This is a genomic window from Bradyrhizobium sp. BWC-3-1 (genome assembly GCF_032917965.1).
Lineage (GTDB): Bacteria > Pseudomonadota > Alphaproteobacteria > Rhizobiales > Xanthobacteraceae > Bradyrhizobium > Bradyrhizobium canariense_D.
Map to the genome: position 1 here is coordinate 4,432,705 of NZ_CP136625.1, position 24,359 is coordinate 4,457,063.

The 24,359-nt window shown below is 64.4% G+C and carries 22 protein-coding genes and 1 pseudogene; 10 read left to right on the forward strand and 13 right to left on the reverse strand.

Going from position 1 to position 24,359, the window contains the following annotated elements; genetic code table 11:
* Window positions 1-34: 34 nt before the first annotated feature.
* Together RX329_RS21485 and RX329_RS21490 are read right to left on the reverse strand one after the other, a co-directional pair.
* The gene (locus RX329_RS21485; RefSeq protein ID WP_085395035.1) at window positions 35-661 is read right to left on the reverse strand and encodes an HAD family hydrolase; all 627 of its coding nucleotides are present in this window, start codon (window positions 659-661) and stop codon (window positions 35-37) included.
* Window positions 662-675: 14 nt separating this feature from the next.
* Entirely contained in the window at window positions 676-1,809 is a 1,134-nt protein-coding gene (locus RX329_RS21490) for an alpha-hydroxy acid oxidase (protein ID WP_317244165.1), read from the reverse strand.
* Between the two features lie 303 nt (window positions 1,810-2,112).
* On the opposite strand from RX329_RS21490, the gene RX329_RS21495 reads away from it, so the two are divergent.
* On the forward strand, window positions 2,113-3,450 hold the full coding sequence (locus RX329_RS21495) for a S41 family peptidase (protein WP_026233497.1): 1,338 nt from the start codon (window positions 2,113-2,115) through the stop codon (window positions 3,448-3,450).
* A gap of 277 nt (window positions 3,451-3,727) precedes the next feature.
* On the opposite strand, the pseudogene RX329_RS21500 reads toward RX329_RS21495, so the two are convergent.
* Window positions 3,728-6,459: pseudogene (locus RX329_RS21500) on the reverse strand (EAL domain-containing protein).
* 142 nt (window positions 6,460-6,601) lie between these two features.
* Between RX329_RS21500 and RX329_RS21505 the strand changes: the two are divergent.
* Entirely contained in the window at window positions 6,602-6,703 is a 102-nt protein-coding gene (locus tag RX329_RS21505; RefSeq protein WP_085353576.1) for a Flp family type IVb pilin, read from the forward strand.
* A 9-nt stretch (window positions 6,704-6,712) separates the two neighbouring features.
* Here the strand turns inward: RX329_RS21505 and moaC are convergent, their stop codons facing one another.
* Genes moaC through RX329_RS21525 form a run of 4 tightly spaced genes read right to left on the reverse strand, consistent with a single transcriptional unit; the run spans window position 6,713 to window position 11,012 of the window.
* Window positions 6,713-7,255 carry a cyclic pyranopterin monophosphate synthase MoaC gene (gene moaC, locus RX329_RS21510; protein ID WP_317244166.1) on the reverse strand — a complete coding sequence of 181 codons (543 nt, stop codon included), beginning with the start codon at window positions 7,253-7,255 and terminating at the stop codon, window positions 6,713-6,715.
* 1 nt (window position 7,256) lies between these two features.
* Window positions 7,257-8,078 (reverse strand): indole-3-glycerol phosphate synthase TrpC, encoded by an 822-nt coding sequence (gene trpC, locus RX329_RS21515; protein ID WP_317244167.1) that lies wholly within the window; start codon window positions 8,076-8,078, stop codon window positions 7,257-7,259.
* 7 nt (window positions 8,079-8,085) lie between these two features.
* On the reverse strand, window positions 8,086-9,099 hold the full coding sequence (trpD, locus tag RX329_RS21520; protein ID WP_317244168.1) for an anthranilate phosphoribosyltransferase: 1,014 nt from the start codon (window positions 9,097-9,099) through the stop codon (window positions 8,086-8,088).
* Window positions 9,100-9,113: 14 nt separating this feature from the next.
* Window positions 9,114-11,012, reverse strand: coding sequence for a peptidylprolyl isomerase (locus RX329_RS21525; RefSeq protein ID WP_317244169.1), 1,899 nt, complete (start codon window positions 11,010-11,012; stop codon window positions 9,114-9,116).
* A 223-nt stretch (window positions 11,013-11,235) separates the two neighbouring features.
* Here RX329_RS21525 and tpiA point away from each other — a divergent pair, with 223 nt between their 5' ends.
* From tpiA to RX329_RS21540, 3 genes are all read left to right on the forward strand, one after another.
* The gene (gene tpiA / locus RX329_RS21530) at window positions 11,236-11,994 is read left to right on the forward strand and encodes a triose-phosphate isomerase (protein WP_317244170.1); all 759 of its coding nucleotides are present in this window, start codon (window positions 11,236-11,238) and stop codon (window positions 11,992-11,994) included.
* Window positions 11,995-12,151: 157 nt separating this feature from the next.
* Window positions 12,152-12,538, forward strand: coding sequence for a preprotein translocase subunit SecG (secG, locus tag RX329_RS21535; RefSeq protein ID WP_007590603.1), 387 nt, complete (start codon window positions 12,152-12,154; stop codon window positions 12,536-12,538).
* A gap of 165 nt (window positions 12,539-12,703) precedes the next feature.
* A complete protein-coding gene (locus tag RX329_RS21540) occupies window positions 12,704-14,335 on the forward strand; it encodes a CTP synthase (protein ID WP_007590604.1) in 1,632 nt (543 codons plus the stop codon).
* Window positions 14,336-14,339: 4 nt separating this feature from the next.
* Here RX329_RS21540 and RX329_RS21545 read toward each other — a convergent pair whose 3' ends face one another.
* The 3 genes from RX329_RS21545 to RX329_RS21555 form a co-directional block, all read right to left on the reverse strand.
* The gene (locus tag RX329_RS21545) at window positions 14,340-15,002 is read right to left on the reverse strand and encodes a class I SAM-dependent methyltransferase (RefSeq protein WP_018458074.1); all 663 of its coding nucleotides are present in this window, start codon (window positions 15,000-15,002) and stop codon (window positions 14,340-14,342) included.
* Between the two features lie 103 nt (window positions 15,003-15,105).
* Window positions 15,106-16,482, reverse strand: a complete 1,377-nt coding sequence (locus RX329_RS21550) for a sensor histidine kinase (protein ID WP_018458073.1) — start codon at window positions 16,480-16,482, stop codon at window positions 15,106-15,108.
* Window positions 16,479-17,150 carry a response regulator transcription factor gene (locus RX329_RS21555; RefSeq protein ID WP_317244171.1) on the reverse strand — a complete coding sequence of 224 codons (672 nt, stop codon included), beginning with the start codon at window positions 17,148-17,150 and terminating at the stop codon, window positions 16,479-16,481. The genes RX329_RS21550 and RX329_RS21555 overlap by 4 nt, the downstream gene beginning before the upstream one ends.
* 196 nt (window positions 17,151-17,346) lie before the next feature.
* Here RX329_RS21555 and RX329_RS21560 point away from each other — a divergent pair, with 196 nt between their 5' ends.
* From RX329_RS21560 to RX329_RS21570, 3 genes are all read left to right on the forward strand, one after another.
* Window positions 17,347-17,673, forward strand: a complete 327-nt coding sequence (locus tag RX329_RS21560; protein ID WP_085353235.1) for an NIPSNAP family protein — start codon at window positions 17,347-17,349, stop codon at window positions 17,671-17,673.
* Window positions 17,674-17,797: 124 nt separating this feature from the next.
* The gene (gene kdsA / locus RX329_RS21565) at window positions 17,798-18,661 is read left to right on the forward strand and encodes a 3-deoxy-8-phosphooctulonate synthase (protein WP_018458071.1); all 864 of its coding nucleotides are present in this window, start codon (window positions 17,798-17,800) and stop codon (window positions 18,659-18,661) included.
* Complete coding sequence (locus RX329_RS21570) at window positions 18,661-19,869, forward strand: MFS transporter (RefSeq protein WP_317244173.1); 1,209 nt, start codon at window positions 18,661-18,663, stop codon at window positions 19,867-19,869. Before kdsA ends, RX329_RS21570 begins: the two co-directional genes overlap by 1 nt.
* A gap of 30 nt (window positions 19,870-19,899) precedes the next feature.
* Here RX329_RS21570 and RX329_RS21575 read toward each other — a convergent pair whose 3' ends face one another.
* Complete coding sequence (locus RX329_RS21575; protein WP_317244174.1) at window positions 19,900-20,316, reverse strand: helix-turn-helix domain-containing protein; 417 nt, start codon at window positions 20,314-20,316, stop codon at window positions 19,900-19,902.
* A gap of 430 nt (window positions 20,317-20,746) precedes the next feature.
* Here RX329_RS21575 and RX329_RS21580 point away from each other — a divergent pair, with 430 nt between their 5' ends.
* Entirely contained in the window at window positions 20,747-21,268 is a 522-nt protein-coding gene (locus tag RX329_RS21580) for a dihydrofolate reductase family protein (RefSeq protein WP_317244175.1), read from the forward strand.
* A 120-nt stretch (window positions 21,269-21,388) separates the two neighbouring features.
* On the opposite strand, the gene queF is transcribed toward RX329_RS21580, so the two are convergent.
* Both queF and RX329_RS21590 read right to left on the reverse strand, forming a co-directional pair.
* A complete protein-coding gene (queF, locus tag RX329_RS21585) occupies window positions 21,389-21,841 on the reverse strand; it encodes a preQ(1) synthase (RefSeq protein WP_018458066.1) in 453 nt (150 codons plus the stop codon).
* Between the two features lie 51 nt (window positions 21,842-21,892).
* Window positions 21,893-22,870 carry a lyase gene (locus tag RX329_RS21590; protein ID WP_085395046.1) on the reverse strand — a complete coding sequence of 326 codons (978 nt, stop codon included), beginning with the start codon at window positions 22,868-22,870 and terminating at the stop codon, window positions 21,893-21,895.
* A gap of 174 nt (window positions 22,871-23,044) precedes the next feature.
* Between RX329_RS21590 and eno the strand changes: the two genes are divergently transcribed.
* Window positions 23,045-24,328, forward strand: coding sequence for a phosphopyruvate hydratase (eno, locus tag RX329_RS21595; protein WP_317244176.1), 1,284 nt, complete (start codon window positions 23,045-23,047; stop codon window positions 24,326-24,328).
* The last annotated feature ends 31 nt before the right edge of the window (window positions 24,329-24,359 follow it).

Consider the following 24,359-nt stretch of genomic DNA (forward strand, 5'->3'; position numbering starts at 1 on the left):
GTGCCGTCGTGGGTTTCGCGACAACGGACCGTCGTCAAATGCCCAATGCCTTCAATGCGTTCCCGACGTCACGCGGCGAGGTCACATGCACCGCCGTCAAGCCGCGCGCGCGTGCTCCCTCGATGTTTTCGGCAAGATCGTCGAAGAACACGATGCGCCCGGCGGGCACGCCGATCGCCGCAACGACGTGGTCGAAGGCCTCCGCATCCGGTTTGCGCAGGCCGATGCTGGACGACAAATACAGCTCGCGGAAATGGCCGAGGAGGTCGGCATATTCCCTCGAGAAATGGTCCACGTGCGGCCGGTTGGTGTTGGAGAAAGCATAGAGCGGCATCTGTTTCGCTGCGCGCGGCAGCAGCTCGGCGATGTCAGGCATTTCGCCGGCGAAAATCGCGTTCCAGCCTTCCAGGAACTGCGCATCCGAAATGCCGATTCCGAGCGAGGCTCGCAATGAGGCGAAATAGTCCTCATCGCTGATCTTCCCCATCTCGTGCAACCGATAGGCTTCGCTGTCCCGCACATAGCGCGCGACGATGGCTTCGGGCTTGCAGCCGGCATGTCCCGCCCAGCAGGCGATCGCCTTGGAGAAATCGATATCGAGCACGACGCGGCCGAGATCGAACAGGAGCGCATCCGCGCTGCCGGGAGAGAGCGATGTCACCTGCGTCCTTTCACTCAGTATCGATACGGCTCGTGGTCGAACAGCGGAAACGCGCTGAACACACTCGGCGCGTTGGTTGCGGTCGCCTGCTGCAGGCAGGATTTGTTGACCTCGGCGAACGAGGTCGCACCCAAGAGGCCGAGGCAGCGCAGCACTTCGTCCTCGAGCAGTTCCAGCATGCGCGCCACGCCGGCTTCGCCGGCCGCCGCCAGCGCCCAGCATTGCAGCCGGCCGATGCCGACGAGGTCGGCGCCCGCCGCGATCGCCTTGACGATGTCGGTGCCGCGACAGACACCGCCATCGACCATGATCTTGGCGCGGCCGTTCACGGCGTCGACGATCTCGGGCAGCACGTGCATGGCGCCGCGACCGTGATCGAGCTGACGGCCGCCATGGTTGGAGACGTAGATCCATTCGACGCCGTGATCGATCGCGATCAGCGCGTCCTCCGGCGTCGCGATGCCCTTGAGGATCAGCGGGATCTTGAACTTGTCCTTGATCATCTTCACCGTCCGCCACTCCAGACCCTTCTGGTAATCGCCCCCGGTGGCGCGCAAGCGGCTCTCGCGAACGTAGCGCTTGGCGATGTCACGTTCGCGGCGGCTGTAGTGGGCGGTGTCGACGGTCAGGCAGAAGGCGGCGTAGGCGTTCTTCTCGGCCCGGCTGACGACGTCGGCGACGAAGGCGTCATCGCCGCGCACATAGAGCTGGTAGAGCCGCAGCGCGTCGGACGCAGCTTCGGCGGTCTTTTCTAGGCCGGGCTCGGACACCGAACTGAGCATGTGCGCCGCACCGAAAGTGCCGCAGGCGCGTGCCACGCTCGCCGCACCATCCGGATCGAAGATCTCGAGCGCGCCGACCGGGGCGAGGACCACGGGCAGGCGCATCTTGCGGCCGAACTGTTCGACCGAACCTGTAACCTTGCGAACATCGCGCAGCACGCGCGGGCGGAAGGCGATCTCGTCCAGCGCCATGCGGTTGCGACGCATCGTGGTCTCGGTCTCGGCCGCGCCGACGATATAGTCCCATGCATTCTGGTTGAGGTTGGCGCGGGCTTTCCGGATGAATTCATGCAGATTCTGGAACGGCTCGGTGCTGGCGCCGAGCTCGACGTTCCTTTCCGGTTGGATGCGGGGTGCTTCGTTCATTGTTATCCTCCCGAGAATTTGAAGCCTTCCCTGATCGCCTAACCCGTCCGGGGCGCCAAAACCATCCTAAAATGGCATGGCTGCGAGGCGCGGGCCGGCCGGCCGACCCCCGCTGCGCACGAACCGGTCCTGCAACGTTGCCGAAAGTTTAGGTCCGGACCAACCGATTTTTTCGGTGTACCCGCCGGCGTGGCATCCCGGCCTTGAAGAAACCAGAATGGTATTGTGAGAAGCAGGCTGGATCGCCATTTGCATGGCGGCTCCCAGCCCACCGAACCGCGAAGCAAAAAGGCCAGCCTATCCATGCGGAAAACCCTGCTGTTTCCACTGGGCGCGCTCACCGGAGCGTGTCTGACCCTTTTGGTAGCCAGTCCGCACGGCGGCGTTTGGGCGGCACGGGCGGCAGCGAGCGCGGATGACGCCTATTCCAAGCTCAATCTGTTCGGCGAAGTGTTCGAGCGGGTGAAGGCGAGCTATGTCGAGAAGCCTGACAATGCCAAACTGATCGAAGGCGCGATCACCGGCATGGTGACCTCGCTCGATCCGCACTCGCGCTACATGAACGACAAGGCCTGGACCGAGATGCAGGAGACCACCTCCGGCGAGTTCGGCGGGCTCGGCATCGAGGTCACGATGGAGGAGGGGCTGGTCAAGGTCGTCTCGCCGATCGACGACACGCCGGCATCCAAGGCCGGCATCATGTCGGGCGACCTCATCAGCAAGATCGACGGCGATGCCGTGCAGGGCATGACGCTCGAGCAGGCCGTCAACAAGATGAAGGGGCCGGTCGAGACCCAGACCAAGCTCACGATCGTGCGCAAGGGCGCCGACGCCCCGCTCGACGTCGCGATCAAGCGCGAGATCATCCATGTGCGTCCCGTGCGCTTCCACGTCGAGAACGGGGATATCGGCTATATCCGCGTCACCTCGTTCAACGAGCAGACCACCGATGGCCTGAAGAAGGCGATCGCATCGATCACCAAGGAGGTTCCGCCGGAGAAGCTGGTGGGCTACGTGATGGACCTGCGCAACAATCCGGGCGGATTGCTCGACCAGGCCGTGTCGGTGTCGAGCGCGTTCCTGCAGCGTGGCGAGGTCGTCTCGACCCGCGGCCGCAATCCGGAAGAGACCCAGCGCTTTACCGCCCATGGTGGCGACCTCACCAAGGGCAAGCCGCTGGTGGTTCTCGTCAACGGCGGCTCCGCCTCAGCCTCGGAGATCGTGGCCGGCGCGCTGCATGACCACAAGCGCGCGACGCTGATCGGCACGCGCTCGTTCGGCAAGGGCTCGGTGCAGACCATCATTCCGCTCGGCACCGGCAACGGCGCGCTGGCGCTGACCACGGCGCGCTACTACACGCCCTCGGGCCGCTCGATCCAGGCCCAGGGCATCGCGCCCGACATCGAGATCCTCCAAGACGTGCCGCCCGAGCTGAAGGGCCGGATGGACACCATGGCGGAGTCCCAGATGCGCGGTCATCTCCAGGCAGCCGACGGCACCGAGCAGACCGGATCGCAGTCCTATGTCCCACCGGAAGCGAAAGACGACAAGGCCCTGCATACGGCCTACGACTTCCTGCACGGCCAAACCGCGAATGCGGTCGCCGCCAAGCCGGCGTCGAAGGCTGCGGTGCCGAACTAGGCGCTCGCGACGGTAAGGTGTTGATCGCCCGGGAGCGGATAGCCGTTCCCGGGCGAACTTGTTTCGGGACGCTGTGTCAGCTCGGGTTCATGGCCGCGAAGGTGGCCTCGTAGCAGCCATCGCGCTCGGCCCAGCGGCGGGCGCGGTCGCGCTCGACCAGACCTCGCCGCCGGGATGAACCCGCAACTCCAGCAATTGCATGACCTCCGCGACACCTGCGTCGTGTGTATCGAGGAGAGCTTCTGGGAATGCCGCTGCGCCGACCACGAGGTCCGAACTAGCTTGCCTCGCGGCGGCGGCCTTCGTTGCCGCCGCGTCGGGCGAGACGGCTGCGATGAGCTGCGAACAGCTCCAGCACCTTGTCGGCGGGCTTTGCGGCGCTGAACAGATAGCCCTGCATCTCGGAGCAGCCGAGCGCGCGCAGCAACCGCTGCTGCTCCTCGGTCTCGACGCCCTCGGCCGTGGTGGTCATGCGGCGGGCAGCCGCGAGATTGACGACCGCCTGCACGATGCTGGCGGAGCCGTCGGGGCCGGCGATGTCGTTGACGAAGCAGCGGTCGATCTTGATCTTGTCGAACGGGAAGCGGTGCAGATAGCTTAGCGAGGAGTAGCCGGTGCCGAAATCGTCCAGCGCGATGCGGACGCCGATCGCGCGGAGTTGATGCAGGATCGCAAGCGCCGTGTCGTCGTCGCGGATCAGCACCGCCTCGGTGATTTCGAGCTCGAGCCGGCTCGCCGACAAATTGGAGGCGGCAAGCGCCGCCATGATCTTCAGCGCCAGCGTGCCGCTCTTGAATTGCACCGGCGAGACGTTGACGGCGAGGCGGATGTCGTCAGGCCAGTTCGCCGCGTCCCGGCAGGCGGTCGCCAGCACCCATTCGCCGATCTCGTTGATCAGGCCGGTGTCCTCGGCGATCGGAATGAACTCCGCCGGCGAGACCATGCCGCGCTCGGGATGGCGCCAGCGCACCAGCGCCTCGCAGCCGGTGATGCGGTCGTCCTTCAGGCTGAGGCAGGGCTGGTAATACACCTCGAGGCCGCCTTCGAGCCCGCCTTGAGCGATGGCGTGGCGCAGGTCGATCTCGAGCTGCCGCCGCTCGTGGATCTTGGCGTCCATCTCCGACTCGAAAAAGCGATAGGTGCGGCGCCCCGCGGCTTTGGCGGCGTACATCGCCATGTCCGCGTTCTTCAGGATCTGGTCCAGCGCCGTTCCATGTTGCGGCGCCAGCGCGATGCCGATGCTGGCGTCGGTGGCAAGATGATGCCCCATGCAGTCGAACGGCGCCCGGATGGCCTCAAACACCCGCGCGATGAGCTCGCTGACCTGATCCGGCGATGTCACCGCGCTCTGGACGATGGCAAATTCGTCGCCGCCGAGGCGTGCCACGAAGTCCGTCGGACCCGCACAGCGGTGGAGGCTCTGCGCGACCGACTTCAGGAGCTCGTCGCCGACGAGATGCCCGAGCGCGTCGTTGACGCCCTTGAACTCGTCGATGTCGATGTAGTGCACCGCGAGTTGTTCGCCGCCGGCGACGAGATCGAGTTCCTGACGCAGATGCTCGTGGAACATGGTGCGGTTGGGCAGGTCGGTCAGTGCGTCGTAATGAGCGAGATGGGTGATGCGCTCCTCGATACGCCGGCGCTCCGTGATGTCCTCATGCGTCGCCACCCAGCCGCCATCCGTGAGCGGTTCGTTCACGATCTGGATCGAGCGACCGTCGGAGGTCTCGACCACCATGGAATTGCGCACGTGGACGTCGCGCAGGACCCGTGCGACATACTGGTCCGCATCGCCGGTGAACGAGCCGGTGGCTTTGCGGTGTGCAATGATGTCGTGAAAGCTGCAGCCGGGTCTCACGATGTCGGCCGACAGCCCGTACATCTCGATGTAGCGCTGATTGCAGATCACGAGCTGCTGCGAGGCGTCGAACAGCAGCAGGCCCTGGGTCATGTTGTTGACGGCGCGGTCGAGACGCTGCTTTTCCAGCGTCAGCCGTTCCCGCGAAAGACGATGCTGCTCCAGGAGCTTGCGAACGATCGCGATCAACACGCCCGCGATGGCGAGCGTGGAAGAGGCCGCGACCGAGATCAGGATGCCGATCTGCTCGCGCCAGTCCGTCAGGGCCGTCGCGCGCGTCGTGGTGGCCATCATCAGGATCGGGAAGTGAGGCAGGCATGTGAGGAAATCAGCCGGTCCTCGCCGTCGACGGGGCTCATGAAGCGGCCGGTAAAATGGTCGAGCCCGAAAACCCTTTGATGCGCGAACGGACCGTTCTTGAAATTCCGTCCCATCAATTCACTGGAATGGGGATAACGGGCGAGCATCGTGCCGTCCCGGTGCAGCATCGAGACCGTCGTGCTTTCGCCGAGCACGGCTGACTCGAAGAATTTTTCCAAGTTTGCCGGCTCGATGCCGCGTCCGACCACACCCATGAATTCGCCGTTCGGTCCGACGACCTTGCGCACGATCAGGATGGTCCATGCGCCGGAGATGCGACTGTAGAGTGGCTCGATCAGGACGTCGGGAGCGTCGGGATCGTACCGGAAGGTCTGGAAATAGGCGCGATCGGCAACGTTCACGTTCGGGGCCGGCCATGCCGCCGACGAATTGATCAAATTGCCTTCGGCATCGATGATATTGACGCCGCCCATGTAGGGCAGTGCCTCGATCTTCGAACGCAGCATCCGGTGGAGGTCCTGGCCGGCGAGGCGCTTGCGATAGTCCGCCGCACTGGTGATGCCGCTTGCGCGGACGTAGTCGACGAAATCCTTCTGGATGACCGCGAAATCCTGCAATTGCTGGTCGAAATGATGGGCCAGCATCAGCACGGTGTTTTCCAGCTCGCGCCCGGAGCTGCGCAGCGCACGTTCGCGGAAATTCTGCGCCATCAGCGTCGCGCCGACGGCGATCGCAGCGATCAACAGCGTGCCGCCCACCACCAGCCAGCGGATCGGTCCGCTGCGCACGAAGGCTTGGTCAAAAAGGCGACTGCCGAATCCCGTCATCATGATCGATCGTTGTCGTGCACACGCCAGGGTCAATTCTTGGCCCCGGAAACATCCGTTGGTTTACGGGAACGGAGTGGAGGCGAAGTTAGCAAGCTGGGTTAATGGGCCGTGAAGGGACCCTCGCAAAAGCAATCAATATGCGATCGAGTATGGGCTGATTGCGCTCGCGATCGTCGCCGTGGTGGACGGCCTGGGCAGCAAGCTCAATTCAAAATTCGGGTCGATCAGCGCGTCGTTGAAGTAGCAGCCGCAATCAGACGCGGTAATGGCCGGACTTGCCGCCGAGCTTCTCGACCAGATGGATGCCTTCGATGCGCACGCCGCGCTCCACCGCCTTGATCATGTCGTAGATGGTGAGGCAGGCGACCGAGACGGCGGTGAGCGCTTCCATCTCGACGCCGGTCGGGCCCGTGACCTTCACGCTGGCGCGGATGAGGCAGCCCGGCAGCGTTGCGTCTGGCTCGATCTCGACCGTCACCTTCGACAGCGCGAGCGGATGGCAGAGCGGGATCAGCTCCGCGGTGCGCTTGGCGGCCATGATGCCGGCGATGCGGGCGGTGCCGAGCACGTCGCCCTTCTTGGCGTTGCCGGACACGATCAGGTCAAGCGTCGCCCTGGTCATGACGACGCGTCCTTCCGCGACCGCGAGCCGTTCGCTGGCGGGCTTGTCCGACACGTCGACCATCCGCGCCTCGCCGGAGGCGCCGATATGGGTGAGAGCAGGGCCGGTCTTGGTGTTAGACTGGGTCTTGGACTCGGACTTGGCTGGTTTCGTCGCGGTCGGCTTGCGGGCCATGTCAGCGCGTGCCCGTCGCGCGCGCCGTCGTCTCGCGCGCCAGCAATGTGCGCGTCGCAGCGGTAACGTCGGCTTGCCGCATCAGGCTCTCGCCGACCAGGAAGGTCGACATGCCGACGCGCTCGAGCCGGGCGAGATCGGCGGGCGTGAAGATGCCGCTCTCGCCGACCATCAGCCGGTCGCGGGGGATCAGCGGTGCCAATGTTTCGCTGGTCGCAAGGGTAGTTTCGAAGGTGCGTAAATTGCGATTGTTGACGCCGATCATCGGCGAACGCAGCTTCAGCGCGCGGTCAAGCTCGGCGCGGTCGTGGATCTCGATCAGCACGTCCATGCCGTGGGCGATGGCGGCATCCTCGAGCTCTTTTGCCGCGGCATCATCGAGCGCCGCCATGATGATCAGGATGCAGTCGGCGCCGTGCGCCCGGGCCTCCGCCACCTGATAGATGTCGAACATGAAATCCTTGCGCAGCACCGGCAGTGACGTTGCCGCGCGGGCCGCCACCATGAAGTCGAGATGGCCCTGGAACGAGGGCGTGTCCGTCAGCACGGACAGGCAAGCAGCGCCGCCGGCCTCATAGGCCCTGGCCAACAGCGGCGGATCGAAATCGGCGCGGATCAGGCCCTTTGACGGCGACGCCTTCTTGACCTCCGCGATCAGCGCGTAGTCGCCATTGGCGTGCTTGGCCTTGATCGCGCGCAGGAAGCCGCGCGGTGCTGCTTGCGCCTTGGCCTTCGCCTCTACCGCCGACAGCGGCTGCGCGCGCTTGGCCGCAGCGATTTCTTCGCGCTTGTAGGCTTCGATCTTGGTCAAGATGTCCGACATGTCAGGCTCAGCCGTTCGAGACCGCGATCAAATGTTTCAGCCGCGCGCTCGCCGCGCCGCTGTCGAGCGATTTTGCGCCGATCACGACACCTTCCTTGAGATCCCTGGCACGCCCCGCCACGACCAATGCGGCAGCGGCGTTGATCAACGCGACGTCACGATAGGGGCTCGGCTTGCCGTCGAGCACGCCCTGCAAGGCGATAGCGTTGGCGTCGGCGTCGCCGCCTTTGAGCGCACCGGCCTCGCAGCACGGCAGGCCCGCGTCCTCCGGCGTCACCTCGAAATTCCGGATCTCGCCGTTGTGGAGCGCGGAGACGAAGGTCGGGCCGGTGAGGGTGATTTCGTCGAGGCCATCGGAACCGTGCACGACCCAGGCGGATTCAGAGCCGAGGTTCTTGAGCACTTGCGCCAGCGGCTGCACCCATTGCCGGGAGAACACGCCGACCATCTGCCGCTTCACGCCCGCCGGATTGGACAAGGGGCCGAGCAGGTTGAAGATCGTGCGGGTCGCAAGCTCCACCCGGGTCGGGCCGACGTTCTTCATGGCGGGATGATGGGCGGGGGCGAACATGAAGCCGATGCCGCATTCGCGTATGCAGCGGCCGACCTGCTCCGGCCTCAGATCGATTTTCACCCCGAGCGAAGCCAGCACGTCGGCGGCGCCGGAGCGCGACGACAGTGCGCGGTTGCCGTGCTTGGCCACCGGCAGACCGGCGCCCGAAACGATGAAGGAGGCGCAGGTCGAGACATTGACCGAGCCGGAGCCGTCGCCGCCGGTGCCGACAATGTCGACGGCGTCCGCGGGCGCATCGACCGTGAGCATCTTGGAGCGCATTGCCGCGACCGCGCCGGTGATCTCGTCCACGGTCTCGCCGCGCACCCGCAGCGCCATCAGCAGGCCGCCCATTTGCGAGGGCGTAGCCTCGCCGGACATCACGGCGTCGAAGGCGGAAGCCGCTTCGTCACGCGACAGGCTGGCGCCGGTCGCCACTTTTCCAATGATCGATTTCAGGTCGTCCATCGCGTGCTTTCAACTCACTGGTTCGCGCCGGTCACCTGCGCGAAGGCGGCCTGATTAATTGTGGTCCCGATGTCGGTTTCGAGCTTGTTGACGTAGGAAGCGACCTGCTCCTCGGTCTGCGCACGGTCGAGACTGTCCTTCAGCTTCTTGACCGCCTCGGAAGCGGCATCGACCGTGGGATCGATGATCTCGGTAACGCGGAACACGATCACCTCGGTGCCGCCGGTCACTGCCGTCTGCGCGACGCCGTCCTTGGCGACGCGGAAGGCGGCCGACACGACGGCCGCGGGCACGCTGGCGGGCGAGTCGTCCCGCTTGAAGCCGGTGGCGGTCTCGACCTTGGCGCCGATCGCGGCTGCTTCGTCGGCGAGCTTGCCGCCAGATTCGAGCTTCTGCACCATCTCGGTCGCCTTGGCCTTCAGCTTGGTCGCGATCTGGTCCTGGCGCCAGCGCACCTCGACCTGGTCGCGAACCTCGTCGAGATTGCGGTCGCGCGAGGGCGTGATGGCAAGCACGTCGTACCAGACATAGCCGCCCTTGAAAGAGATCGAGTCATTGTCGACGCCGACATCGGTGTTAAAGGCCTGCGACACCACGTCGAGGCCCTGCGGAATGCCGGAGACCGGCTGGCCGCTTGGCGCGCGGCCGGAACGGTCGACGGCGTCGATGGTCACGGCGGTGAGGCCGAGCTTCTGCGCCGCGTCGATCACGCTGGCACCGCCGCCGCGCTCGTCTTCCATCTTGTCGCGGAGATCGGCGACCTTGACGCGCGCACGCTCGGTGGCGATCTCGCGCTTGATGTCGGCGGCAACGCTCGTGTAGTTCGCCTCAGTGCCCGGCTCGATCTTTTCGACCTTGACGATCGACGTGCCGAGACGGCCCTGGATCGGCTGGCTGATTTGACCGGCGGGAAGCGCGAAGACAGCGTCTCCAACGGCGGGATCGAGCGAGGATTTGGTCACGAGCCCGAGATCGACGTCAGACGCGCTCAGTCCGCGCTCCTTGCCGAGGTCCTCGAACGACGTCCCGCTGGTGAGCCGCTCGCGTGCGGCCTGTGCCTCGGCGGCGTTGGGGAATACGATCTGCTGGATCTGGCGCTTCTCCGGCGTGCCGAGCCGGTCCTTGCGCTGGTCGAATGCTTTCTTGGCGTCCTCGTCCGACACCTCGCTCCACTTGCCGATCTCCTCCGGCGAGACCACGACGAACGCGATCTTGCGATATTCGGGCGCGCGGAACTGGACCTTGTGATCCTCGAAATAGGCGGCGAGCGCCTCCGGCGATGGCGCGTCGATGGTGCCTGCCTGAGCTGCGTCGAGCCTGACGAATTCAATGGTGCGCTGCTCGTTCTGGAAGCGCGTCAGCACGTCGAGCATCGCCTTCGGCGGCTCGAGGCCGGCACCGATCGTGCCGGTGATCTGCCGACGCAGTGAGACCTTGCGCTGCTCCGAAACGTAGCGCTGCTCGGTATAGCCGAAATTGCGGATCACGGACTGAAAGCGGTTCGAATCGAAGTTGCCGCCGACGCCCTTGAAGTTCGGGTCGTTCATGATGAGCTGGCGGATCTGGTCGTCGGACTGGCCGAGCCCGAGCCGGCGCGCCTCTTCGTCGAGGGCGGCTTCCGCGATCGTCTGCTGCAGCACCTGACGGTCGAGGCCGAAGGCGCGCGCCTGTTCCGGCGACAGCGGCCGGCCGAATTGGCGACTGATCTGCTGGAGGCGATCGGTATAGATCTGGCGGAACTCGTTCAATGAAATCTCGGTGCCGCCGACCTTGGCCACGGTGGACTGCCCAAAGCCCTTGAAGATGTCGGCAATGCCCCAAACGCCGAAACTGATGATCAGCACGCCCATCACAATGGCCATAATGGTCTTGCCGAGCCAGTTTGATGAGGCCTTGCGCATTCCTCGAAGCATTTGGTCCAACTTGTTTGGCAGGAGGGGAACGGAAGCGCGTCTTAATGCAGATTCCGCAAAAGCGCGTCACCAAATTGATCAATCATCATAAAGTGGTGGCTTTCCCCCCGCAACCTCGGGTCTAGCAGGCTTTCGATCCCTGCGGTTAAAAGCCCCTGGTCTCTGGAACTGCCACGGGACCTCTGCTAGCGCATGAACAAACCAAATTTTGCTGGAATTTGACATGACCGATGCCATCCGCCCCCTGATCGCCGGCAACTGGAAAATGAACGGCCTCAAGACCTCGACTGCCGAATTCGACGCCATGCTCAATGGCGCGGCAGAGGTGGCCGGCAAAGCCGAGCTGCTGGTTTGCCCGCCGGCGACCCTGATCGCTGCCTTTGCCGAGAAGGCACGCGGCAAGAAGGTCGCGGTGGGGGCCCAGGATTGCCACCCCAAGGCCTCGGGCGCCCATACCGGCGACATCGCCGCCGAAATGCTGGCGGATTCGGGTGCGACCGCAATCATCGTCGGCCATTCCGAGCGCCGCGCCGACCATGGCGAGGGCGATGCCCTGATCCGGCAGAAGGCTGAGGCCGCCTGGCGCGCCGGAGTGACGGCGATCGTCTGTATCGGAGAGACGCAGGGCCAGCGCGATGCGGGCCAGACCGTGGATATCCTGCGCGGCCAGCTCACCGGCTCGCTGCCGGATGGCTCGACCGCCGCCAATCTGGTCGTGGCCTATGAGCCGGTCTGGGCGATCGGCACCGGCCTGACCCCGACGTCTCGGGATGTCGAGCAGATTCATGGCTTTATCCGGGAATTCCTGACCTCCAGGTTCAAGGCCGACGGCGCCGGGATGCGCATTCTCTATGGCGGTTCGGTCAAGCCCTCGAACGCGGCCGAGCTGATGGCCGTGAAGAACGTCAATGGCGCGCTGGTCGGCGGGGCCAGTCTGAAGGCGGCCGATTTCCTTGCGATTGCGCAGGGCTGCCCTAATTAGGCAGGGCCGTCCCTGGCTGGTTCAAACCACTCGTCCGGGGCTGATCGGGGGTGGCAATGCCCCGTCCGATCGTGTAACACCGCGCAACTTCAGGAAAACCCCGCGAAGCACGATTGGCCGCCGTCTCGGCGCTGTCGGCTTGTGACGGAAGGACACTATGCAGACCGTTGTCATCGTCATTCACCTCATGATCGTCACCGTTATGATCGGCGCCGTCCTGCTCCAGAAGTCAGAAGGCGGGGGCCTCGGCATGGGAGGCGGCGCAGGCTTCATGTCGAGCCGCGGCACGGCGAACCTTCTGACGCGGACCACCGCGATTCTGGCCGTCGGCTTCTTCCTCACCAGCCTGTTCCTGTCCTGGTATGCCGGCTACGACCGCAAGCCGTCGTCGATCATCGGTGCGCCGGCGTCGCAGACACAGCCGGCCGGTGGCGGACCGATCGCGCCGCCGACCTCGGGTGGCATCCTGGATTCGCTGAAGAAGGCCGACGAGCAGCAGCAGGCTCCGGCACCGAGCGGCCCGCAGGTACCGCGTTCGCAATAAAACAGGGGGCCATGCAGGGCGGCTTCTACCGTCCTGGATCAACAATCCCTATCAAGGCTCTGTCACCACTCTCAGTTCTGGCTCACCCACAGCCCCGCAAAATGTTTGGGGCGGAATACGAATCGCTTTGGCGAATCGAATTCGAGGGATTAGAGGTTAAGCCCCATGGCGCGGTACATATTCATCACCGGCGGCGTGGTTTCTTCGCTCGGCAAGGGTCTGGCTTCAGCGGCACTCGGTGCCCTGTTGCAAGCTCGGGGCTACAAGGTCCGCCTCCGCAAGCTTGACCCCTATCTCAATCTCGATCCCGGAACGATGTCGCCGTATCAGCACGGCGAAGTGTTCGTGACCGATGACGGCGCGGAGACCGACCTCGATCTCGGTCACTATGAGCGCTTCACCGGGCGGCCGGCGACCAAGGCCGACAACATCACGACCGGGCGGATTTATCAGGACATCATCTCCAAGGAGCGGCGCGGCGATTATCTCGGCGCGACCATCCAGGTGGTTCCGCATGTCACCAACGCCATCAAGGATTTCGTCCTCGACGGCAACGACGATTACGACTTCGTGCTGGTCGAGATCGGTGGCACCGTCGGCGACATCGAGGGCCTGCCGTTCTTCGAGGCGATCCGCCAGCTCAAGAACGAGTTGCCGCGCGATCACGCCATCTACATTCATTTGACGCTGCTGCCTTACATCCCGAGCGCCGGTGAGCTGAAGACAAAGCCGACGCAGCACTCCGTCAAGGAGCTGCGCTCGATCGGCATCCAGCCGGACATCCTGCTCTGCCGTACCGATCGCGAGATCCCGAAGGAGGAACGGCGCAAGCTCGGGCTGTTCTGTAACGTGCGCGAGAGCGCCGTCATCGAGGCGCGCGACGCCGACAGCATCTACGCTGTCCCTCAGGCTTACCATGCGGCAGGCCTCGACGACGAAGTGCTTGCCGCCTTCGGCATCGGCTCGCGGATTCCGCCGGAGCTGCGGAGCTGGCAGCAGATCAACGAGCGCATCCGCAATCCCGAGGGCAACGTCACCATCGCCATCGTCGGTAAGTATACCGGCATGAAGGATGCGTATAAGTCGCTGATCGAGGCGCTCTCCCATGGCGGCATCGCCAACAAGGTGAAGGTCAATCTCGACTGGATCGAAAGCGAGATCTTCGAGAAGGAGGATCCCGCGCCGTTCCTCGAGCACGTCAACGGCATTCTGGTGCCCGGCGGCTTCGGCCAGCGCGGCGCCGAAGGCAAGATCCGCGCGGCGCAGTTCGCGCGCGAGCGCGACGTGCCGTATTTCGGGATCTGCTTCGGCATGCAGATGGCGGTGATCGAGGCAGCTCGGAATCTCGTCGGGATCGAGGAGGCCAACTCCACCGAGTTCGGCCCGACCAAGGAGCCCTTGGTCGGCCTGATGACGGAATGGCTGCGCGGCAACGAGCTCGAGAAGCGCACCAACGCCGGCGATCTCGGCGGCACGATGCGCTTGGGCGCCTATCCCGCGGCGCTCAATCGCGGCAGCCGCGTTTCGGAAGTCTATGGCGGCGCGACCGAGATTTCCGAGCGCCACCGCCATCGCTACGAGGTCAACACCGCCTATAAGGATCGCCTCGAGCAGCACGGGCTGAAATTCTCGGGCCTGTCGCCCGACGGCGTGCTGCCGGAGATCGTCGAGTACGAGGATCACCCCTGGTTCATCGGCGTCCAGTTCCATCCGGAACTGAAGTCGCGACCGTTCGAGCCGCATCCGCTGTTCGCGTCGTTCATTCGCGCGGCAATGGTTCAGAGCCGCCTGGTGTAATCGCTCAGCGCGTGGCGGTGCAGTCACCTGCAAGATGCATCGGCTCCGGCGCGGCCGGCATTGACGTATCAGGCGCAAGCGATCCCGTGACGAGCTTCATCTGCGGCCGTCGCGTCAGCTTGTAGACGGCGGCCGGCGGCACGTTGAGCAGGGCACGATCCACCAGCTTTGCGCGCAAGCCCAGCCGGTCGAGCACGGGCCGCGGGATCGGACAACTCATGCCGTAGGTGAACTGGTAGAAGGCGCCGCCGGGGCGGACATGACTGAACGCGCCACCGACGATCGAGACCACCTTGCGCGTCGACATGTTGAGCAGCGGCAGGCCGCTCACGACCGCGCCGACGGGCGCGCCGTCATAGAGGCGCTCCGTTGCGAGCCGCCCTGCATCCATCCACAAGACGCGCGCGTTCGGAAAACGCATCTGGAGCACCTTCATGAAGTCGGAGCCGTATTCGATCAGCGTGAGGTCCTGCTGGCGCACGCCGCGTTTGAGCAGCTTGTAGGTGAACGCGCCGGTGCCGGGGCCGAGCTCGAGAACAGGGCCGGTCGATGCGGTGATCTCGCGGGTGATGAGATCGGCCAGCGCCGCGCCTGACGGCGCGATCGCGCCGACGCGGCGCGGGGCTGACATCCATGACAGGAAGAACGAGAGGAAATCGTTGGGCATGCGCACTCCGGCATCTTGGTTGCGCCTCGCAGGTCAGAGGTGAGGCGGCCGAACAATCGTTTGAGTGCATTGCGACAGCATTGCGTGCCGCCTGTCGATTGCGTCAATTCTCCCGGACGGGCGGCAGTGACATCCTGAAGCACGCGCCGCCGATCGCTGTGTCCGCGACCGAGATGTGGCCGCCATGCAGGAGCACGATCTCGCGCACCATGTTGAGACCGAGGCCGGCACCGCGATCCAGCGGTGTCAGCCGGTAGAACGGTTCGAATATCTGTTCGCGCTGATCGGCCGGAATGCCGGCGCCTTCGTCCGTGACCTCGATGCTCGCGGGCCTGCTGACACGAATGCCTATGGTGCCGCGGCGCGGGCCGTGCTGGATCGCATTCTGCACAAGGTTGGTCAGCGCGCGCTCCAGCGCCGCCGCATCGCCGATCGTTTCGACCGGCGTGGAGGGGGCGTCGAGCGCCAACTCGTAGCCGGCGGCAATGGCCAGCGGCGCAAGATCTGCGGCCGCGCTTTGCGCGATTGCGACGAGGTCAACGCGCGTGAAGGGATGGCCGCAGCGGTCGAGCCTTTGAATGTCCAGCAGCTGCTCGGCAAGCGTTGCCAGCCGCGCGGAATCCTCCAGCAACCGGGTCTTGTCCGGCCCCGCTGGAAGCGACTCCAGCCGCGTGTTCAGGATCGCGATCGGTGTGCGCAACTCGTGTGCGGCATCGGCGACGAAGCGCTTGTGGCGGGCATAGCCCTGGTCTAGCCGCGCCAGCGCGTCGTTGACCGCGGTCACGAGCGGCACGACTTCCAGCGGAATCCGGTCCAGCGACAGCCGCGCGCCGCGTTGATGGATGTCGATGCGCCGCGCCTGGTCCGCCGTCGCATCGAGCGCCTCGAAGGCGCGCCGCACGATCATCGGCGTGGCGATGAACGTCGCCGTTCCCATGAGGAGCAGGCCAGGCAGGGCGATGCCGAGCAGTGCAAGCGATGTCATGATCAACGCCTTGGCGCCCGTGAGCTTGCCTTGCGTCGCCGTGATGATTTGCACATTGCCGGCGTCGGTATCGACCCGCTTCAGCCGCGCCGGGGGCTTGCGCGGATCGTCCTCGAACAGCTGCCAGCCGAGCCGGGCCTGGCTGATCTGGTCGAGGCCGCTGCCGATGGCGGCGAATTCGGCCGGCACGGCGCCTTCGCTTAGCGAATGTCCCTGCCTGTCGCGGACCAGGAACCAGAGATCGGGGGTCTCGCTGCGCAATTGTTTCAGCTCGGTCGTCGGCCGCAGGACCAGGTCGCCTTGCGCGTCGCGTCCGAGCGCGCGCTGGACGATATCGATCACGCGATCTTCGTCGCGCCCGGCGATCACGAATCCCGACGCGCTCAATGCCCCGACGACGACGGCAACGAGCGCCGTGAGCAGCACCGCCTGGAGCGACAGCAGGCGCCAGCTCAGCCGCGAGCGCAGGCAATAGGGTTCGTGGTGCTTGCTCATAGCAGCTTCTTCAAGAGATAGCCGACGCCGCGGATGCCGTGGATCTCCACGCGCGCATCGGCTTCCGAGAGTTTGCGGCGCAGGCGCGACACGTGCGTATCGAGCGCATTCGACTGGATCTCGTCGTCGAAACTGTAGACGGCTTCTTCCAGCGCGGAGCGCAGCACGGTCCGGCCCATGCGGCGGACCAGGGCTTCCAGCACGAGGAGCTCGCGTCGCGGCAGCTCGAGCGGAGCCCCGTCGCTTGCCTCGCGATGGCCGAAATCGAAGGCGAGGCGGCCGGCGTGCATGATGTCGGGATGCAGCCCGGCGGGCCGGCGCAGCACGGCGCGCAGCCGCGCCAGCAATTCCTCTACCGCAAACGGCTTTGACAGATAATCATCCGCCCCGCAGTCCAGTCCGGCGACCCGGTCGGCGAGTTCGCCGCGCGCCGTCAACACGATGATCGGCACGCCGTCGGCGCGCGCCCGCAGTTTCGGGATCAGGGTGAGACCGTCGCCATCGGGAAGCTGGCGATCGAGCAGGACGGCGGCGTGGACGTCGGCAGAAATGGCCTCTTCCGCCTCCGCGAGCGTGGGGGCGTGGTCCACCACCATGTCGTAGCGCTTCAGCGCCGACGCCAGCGCGTCGGCCATTTCGACCTCGTCCTCGACGAGCAAAATCCGCATGATCCGCACCTCAACCTCAATCGCGCCATTCTAGCGGCCGTATCATTGCGGCAGCATTGCGGGAACCCGCTCTCGATGAAGCGGCTTGAGCGGGCTCTAGCCATGCACGGAACGCTACCGGGGCGGCTGAGCGGGCCTCAAGACACCGTCGGGGCGGGCCGTTATAACCGCCGGACCTGATCAGGGAGGAATATGAATGATCTACGAAATGCGCATCTATCGCTGCGTGCCCGGCCGCCTGCCGGCACTGCTCAAGCGGTTCGAGACCGTCACGCTGAAGGTGTGGGAAAAGCACGGCATCAAGCAGGCCGGGTTCTTCACGACCGTGATCGGTGAATCCAACCAGGAGCTGACCTATTTCCTGGCCTGGGAGTCGCTCGCCGAGCGCGAGAAGAAGTGGGCCGCCTTCATGACCGATCCGGACTGGATGAAAGGGCGCGCCGAGAGCGAGGCGGACGGCCAGATCGTCGGCAACATCGTCAGCCAGATCCTGGCGCCGACCGCCTTCTCGTCGGTGAAGTAGAGGCGGCCGGCGCGAGGGCGTCGCGGAGAGCCTGGGCGCACCCTGATATTCTGGGAGCCCAGGCCGAATGGGGTTGATCCGCCCTTCATCGCGGCTATGGTCGCGCCGGAACGAGGGATTTGCCTTGAGCTCTTCGACGTCAGCGGCGCCGGTCGTCACCATTGGCAAGGTCAAATTCGGCAATGATCTGCCGATCTCGATCATTGCCGGGCCGTGTCAGCTCGAAAGCCGCCAGCATGCGCTGGAGGTGGCCTCCGCGCTGAAGGAGATCGCCGCGCGGCTGCAGATCGGCCTCGTCTACAAGACCTCATTCGACAAGGCCAATCGCACCAGCGCGTCGGCCGCGCGTGGCCTCGGACTTGCACAATCGCTGCCGATCTTCGCCGAAATCCGATCGTCGCTCGGCCTGCCGGTCCTGACCGACGTGCATGACGCCGGGCAGTGTGCCGAGGTGGCGCAGGCGGTGGACGTGTTGCAGATTCCCGCCTTCCTATGTCGCCAGACCGATCTGCTGCTGGCGGCGGCCGCAACCGGCAAGGTCGTCAACGTCAAGAAGGGTCAGTTTCTTGCGCCCTGGGACATGGCCAACGTCGTGTCCAAGATCACGAGCGCGAACAATCCCAACGTGCTCGTCACCGAACGCGGCGCGTCCTTCGGCTACAACACCCTGGTCTCCGACATGCGCGCGCTGCCGATCCTGGCGCGCACCACCGGCGCCCCCGTGATCTTCGACGCGACTCATTCGGTGCAACAGCCGGGCGGGAAGGGGACGTCTTCCGGAGGCGAGCGCGAATTCGTGCCGGTGCTCGCACGCGCAGCCGTCGCCGTCGGTGTTGCCGGTATCTTCATCGAGACCCATCCCGATCCTGACAGCGCGCCGTCCGACGGACCCAACATGGTGCCGCTGCGCGAGTTCGAAGGGCTGATCCGAAGGCTGATGGCGTTCGACGCGCTCGCCAAGGATTCGACCAAAGCCGACCCGCGCTGATGCAGCAAGGCGAGGCGCGGGCGCACGATCACGGCCTGCCGGCCGCGCTTTACGTCATCTCCGGTGCAAGCTTCGCCGCGGCGCTCTCCGCGCGCGCGCTCGATCCGGTGCTGCCGCACGTCGCGGAGGACTTTGGCGTCAGCATCGCGACCGCTGCCGGTTTTGCCGCGGTGTTCGCCTTCACCTTCTCGATCATCCAGCCGATCGTCGGCGCCGCCGCCGATCTGTTCGGCAAGACGCGGCTGATGATCGGCTGCCTCGCGCTGCTCGGCCTTGCCAACATCCTGGGGGCGCTCTCGAGCTCATTCTCGGTTCTGTTCGCGACCCGTATCCTCGCCGGTATCGGCTCCGGCGGCGTGTTTCCGGTGGCGCTCAGCCTGACCAGCGATCTCGTCGGTCCGGAGAAGCGCCAGGTCGCGATCAGCCGCACGCTCGCCGGCGCGATGGCGGGCAATCTCCTCGGCGCCTCGGCCTCCGGCCTGATCGGCGATTTCCTCGGCTGGCGCGGCGTGCTGGCGGTGCTCGGCGCGCTGGTGATCGTTGCCTCGATCGCGGTCGCCGCCGGTTTTCGTGGCGCCAAGGTCAAGCATCCGCCGAAGACGAGCCTGTCGGCGCTGAAGGCGGGCTATCGCACCATCTTCACCAACCCGAACGCCTATGTCTGTTATGCGGCGGTGTTCATCGAAGGCTGCTGCGTGCTCGGCCTGTTTCCCTACATCGCTTCGTTCCTGTTCGAGCTCGGTCAGACCTCGCTCTCGATCGCGGGCATCGTCATCGCGGGCTTTGCGGTCGGCGGCTTGTTCTACACGCTGACGGTGTCGCGCCTGCTGCCATGGCTGGGCATGAAGGGAATGATGATCGCGGGCATGACGCTGGTGGCTTCGCAGCTCGTTGCCGTCGGCTTCGGCCTGCGCTGGGAAGTGCAGGCGTTCAATCTCATCGTGATGGGATGGGGCTTCTACATCGCCCATGGCTGCCTTCAGATGTTTGCCAGCGAACTCTCGGTCGAGGCGCGCGCCACCGCGCTGTCGCTGCATTCGTTCTTCTTCTTCATGGGGCAGACGGTGGGGCCGCTCGCCTATGGCCTTGGCCTGCAGCATGGCGGCAAGATGCCAACTCTGCTCGTGAGCGCCGCGATCATGGTCGCGCTGGGCTTCGCCTGTGCGCGGCTGTTGAAACAGCGGGCGCCATCGGATGCAGTCGCCTAAAAGATGTCTAGCGCCTGACGCGGCGTATCGTCATTTAGAACCTCCTCTCCTCAGTTTTTGCTTCATCTGGGAAAGCATCTTGGGGCCCCCGGCCGATAGTCTCTCGGCAATCGCACCAAGCTCCGGATCAGCATTACGATATTTGCTGCCCCATAAGCCAAGCTCGGCGAGGACAGGCAGCAGATCAATGCCCGCCTCCGTAAGGCGATAAATCGCCTTCAGTTTATGCGTGGGGTCGTCATGACGGGTAAGGACGCCGCCTTCTTGCAGCGTTTGAAGCCGCTCCGCAAGCGTCCGCGATGATATCGATTCATCGGACTGCAGAAATTCCCGGAAGTGCTGTTTCCCCGCGAAAACGATGTCACGCACAATCAGCAGCGTCCAGCGATCGCCGAGCAACTCCAGCGACAGACTGATTGGGCAACCTGATCGCTGTCTTCCCGACATCCGTAGTTCCCTTTGTAAATCGATTTACTATTGACATCATTCGAGGCTGGCGTCAATGCTTCCAAATGTAAACCAATCACAAAGTCTCAATGCTGGAGGAGTGGTGGAAAATGCCCGCAGATATCCATCAGGTTGCAAGCGGCGGCTTTTACATATTTCAGAAGGTGACAGAGCTCCTGGGCAGGAAACTGCGCAAAGACGTGACTTATCGATCTGTCCCGCTCGATGACGCCCGCAGCAGCATGATCGCAAACGGGATATCAGCCAGCTTCACGGAAGCGTTGATCGAAACCCCAGCGAGCTTCAATCGCGAAGAGCGATGGGCACTCGACACGCCAACTTCAGAAAACACAACTCGAACGACCTTCAAACAATGGGCTGCTGAATCGTTCGCAGCTTCGATCCTTGCATTATTCGAGAGAATAGACCGATGCGAAAACTTATCCTTCAGATGCAGGTGTCAGCCGATGGCTTTGTCGGCTCCTACGGAACGGTAAATTGGCAGCTATGGGGTTGGGGTGACAACAACTTTTGGGATGATGAACTGAAGCGCGATTTCAATGCTCACTTCGAGCGCATCGACACGATTCTTCTCAGTCGGAAGATGCTGAATGAAGGGTATCTACGGCATTGGGAGAACGCAGCGAACCGCTACCCAACTGAGCCATTCTACGCGTTCGCTAAGCGTATCACAGAAATGAGCAAAATGGTGCCGACGAATAAGCCAACGGAGCGGGCGTGGGAACGAACCACGCTTGTCAGCGGAGATTTGCACGAGGTGGTCGGCGCCTTAAAGAGCCAACGAGGGCGCGACATTGGCGTGTTCGGTGGCGCGGGGTTTGCCGCGGCGCTGATCGAACAAGGTCTCGTTGACGAGTTTCAATTCTACGTCAACCCGGCGTATTGGGTGACGGCGTCAGGATCTTCGCGGCGTCGGGGTTCAGGAAGCTAAAATTACTCGAGGCCAAGGCTTATTCGAGCGGCGTGGTTGTTAGCCGCTATACCTCGTCCCCCGAGCGAGCAAATCTTCGCGGTCGAGACGCGCGGTGAGTCAGAAACGGTCTCTTCAAGCTCAGCCCCGGCCGCGATAGGGCGCGACGCCCTGCTCGGGCACCCACAATCCCTTCGGCGCGCGGCCCGTCTGCCAGAACACGTCGATTGGAATGCCGCCGCGCGGATACCAATAGCCCCCGATGCGCAGGAACTTCGGCTTGATCTCGCTCGCGATGCGCTTGCCGATCATCACGGTGCAGTCCTCGTGGAAGGCGCCGTGATTGCGGAAGCTCGCGATGTAGAGCTTGAGCGACTTCGACTCCAGCAACCATTGGCCGGGGGCGTAGTCGATCATCAGATGTGCGAAATCCGGTTGTCCCGTGACCGGGCAGAGCGAGGTGAATTCCGGCACGGTGAAGCGTACCAGATAGTCCGTGCCCTTTTGCGGGTTCGGCACGCGGTCGAGCTGCGCTTCTTCCGGTGTGTGCGGCCATTCGACCGCGCGGCCCAGCTGAAGGGATTTCTTCGCCATTGTCGTCACATCCTGTTCCGCGTGCCGGGATGGACGCAAATGCCGCTGTCGTCAACCGGCGGCGACCGTCTGGATCATGACGATCCGGTCGTTGCCGGATTCGCAGCCCCAGAGCTCGCCCGGCCTCCCGTCGAGCTGGCGCACATTGGCGTTAGCCTTGTCGCTGGCGAACACGTTGAAGCGCTCGGTGGCGGGATCGAAGCGGACGATGGCGTTGGCGGAGAAATCGGTCAGCCAGACTTTGTCCTTGTCATCGACATAGACCGCGTAGGTGCGGGGACGCTCGCCGGGCAGCTTCCAGGTCTTCCAGGAGGCTTCCGCGGGATCGTGCACCGAGACGTGGCCACTGTTCCACTCGCTGACCCAGATCCGGCTTTTCGAATCCGACCAAACCCGTCGCGAACCTTGGCTCGGCGTCGGCGGCTCGACCACACTGGCGCTGCCCGTCGCCGGATCGATCCTGGCAATATAGCTGCCGGCAAGCGAGGCATACCAGACGTCGCCCTTGGGCGTGACGGTGATTCCGTAGGGGCCGACGCCCTTGGGCGCCCTGAACACGTCCATCCCGCCCGCGTTCGGCTTGAGGCGGCCGTAATAGCCGGACTGGCCGGTGAACCAATAGGTGCCGTCCTTGTCGAACACGCCGGTGTTGAGATTGGCGTAGGCGAACTTCTCGGGCAGGCGGAACAGGGTGACCTTGAGGTCGGAAGGATCGACGCGGGCGATCGCATTCTGGCCGCCCTCGGTGATCCAGGGCGCGCCGTCGGGGCCGATGGTCACGCCGTGCGGGGCGGCGCCCTGGCCGAGGCTGACCGTCTTATGGCTGCCATCCTTCGGATCGAGCCTGCCGAGCAGGCCCTTGCCCTGGGCCGTAAACCAGACCGTGCCATCGGGAGCGGGAGCGAGGTCGTGCAGACCGATGCCGGAGCTAATGGGGTAGTATTTTGTCCGGAACGGGCCTTCCTGCGCAAAACTCGGGCGGGTCGCGAGGAGGGCGATGCTCGAGGCAAGAAACTGGCGGCGATTCATGGCGTTACCCCGACTGTTTCAGATTGAGGTTTTGCGCGCAGACCAGATGCGGTCAACCTTAGTCCGAGCCGCTTCACGCGTCAGTCGAAGCCCACCCTCCAAGCGTTCACATTTGCTTGCGGTCCGTGTAAGACCCGCGGCACCGATCAGCCCTAACGAACGGAAGTGCACATCATGACCGCCATCATCGACATCATCGGCCGCGAAATTCTCGATAGCCGTGGCAATCCCACCGTCGAGGTCGACGTCGTGCTGGAAGATGGCGCGCTTGGCCGTGCTGCCGTGCCGTCCGGCGCCTCCACCGGCGCCCATGAGGCGGTGGAACTACGCGACGGTGACAAGACTCGCTATCTCGGCAAGGGCGTCACCAAGGCGGTCGGCGCCGTCAACGGCGAAATCTTCGAGGCCCTGAGCGGCCTCGATGTCGAGCAGCAGGCCCAGCTCGACCAGATCATGATCGACCTCGACGGTACGCCGAACAAGAGCCGGCTGGGCGCCAACGCCATCCTCGGCGTGTCGCTCGCCTGCGCCAAGGCGGCCGCGAACTCGCTCGACATGCCGCTCTATCGTTACGTTGGCGGCACCTCGGCGCGGCTGCTGCCGGTGCCGATGATGAACATCATCAATGGCGGCATGCACGCCGACAATCCGATCGACTTCCAGGAGTTCATGATCCTACCGGTTGGCGCGTCCTCCTTTGCCGAGGGCTTGCGCTATGGCGCGGAGGTCTTCCACACCCTGAAGTCCGAATTGAAGAAGGCCGGCCACAACACCAATGTCGGCGATGAGGGCGGCTTTGCCCCGAACCTGCCGTCGGCGGACGCCGCGCTCGAATTCGTCATGAACGCGATCGGCAAGGCCGGCTACAAGGCGGGCTCCGACATCGTCATTGGCCTCGACTGCGCCTCGACCGAGTTCTTCAAGGACGGCAAATACGTCTACGAGGGCGAGGGCAAGACCCGCTCGATCTCCGAGCAGGCCAAGTACCTTGCTGATCTCGTCTCGCGCTATCCGATCGTGACCATCGAGGACGGCATGTCGGAAGACGACATGGACGGCTGGAAGGAGCTGACCGACCTCGTCGGCAAGAAGTGCCAGCTCGTCGGTGACGATCTCTTCGTCACCAACGTCAAGCGCCTCGCCGAAGGCATCAATGCCGGACGGGCCAATTCGATCCTGATCAAGGTCAACCAGATCGGCACGCTGACCGAGACGCTCGCCGCCGTCGAGATGGCGCACAAGGCCGGCTACACCTCGGTGATGTCGCACCGCTCCGGCGAGACCGAGGATTCTACCATCGCCGACCTCGCGGTCGCCACCAATTGCGGTCAGATCAAGACCGGCTCCCTTGCGCGCTCCGATCGCACCGCCAAATACAACCAGCTCCTGCGCATCGAGCAGCAGCTCGGCAAGCAGGCGCTCTACGGCGGCAAGGCGGCACTGAAGGCGCTGGCATAAGCCAGCGGTCGGACAAGAACAGGGGAGGATC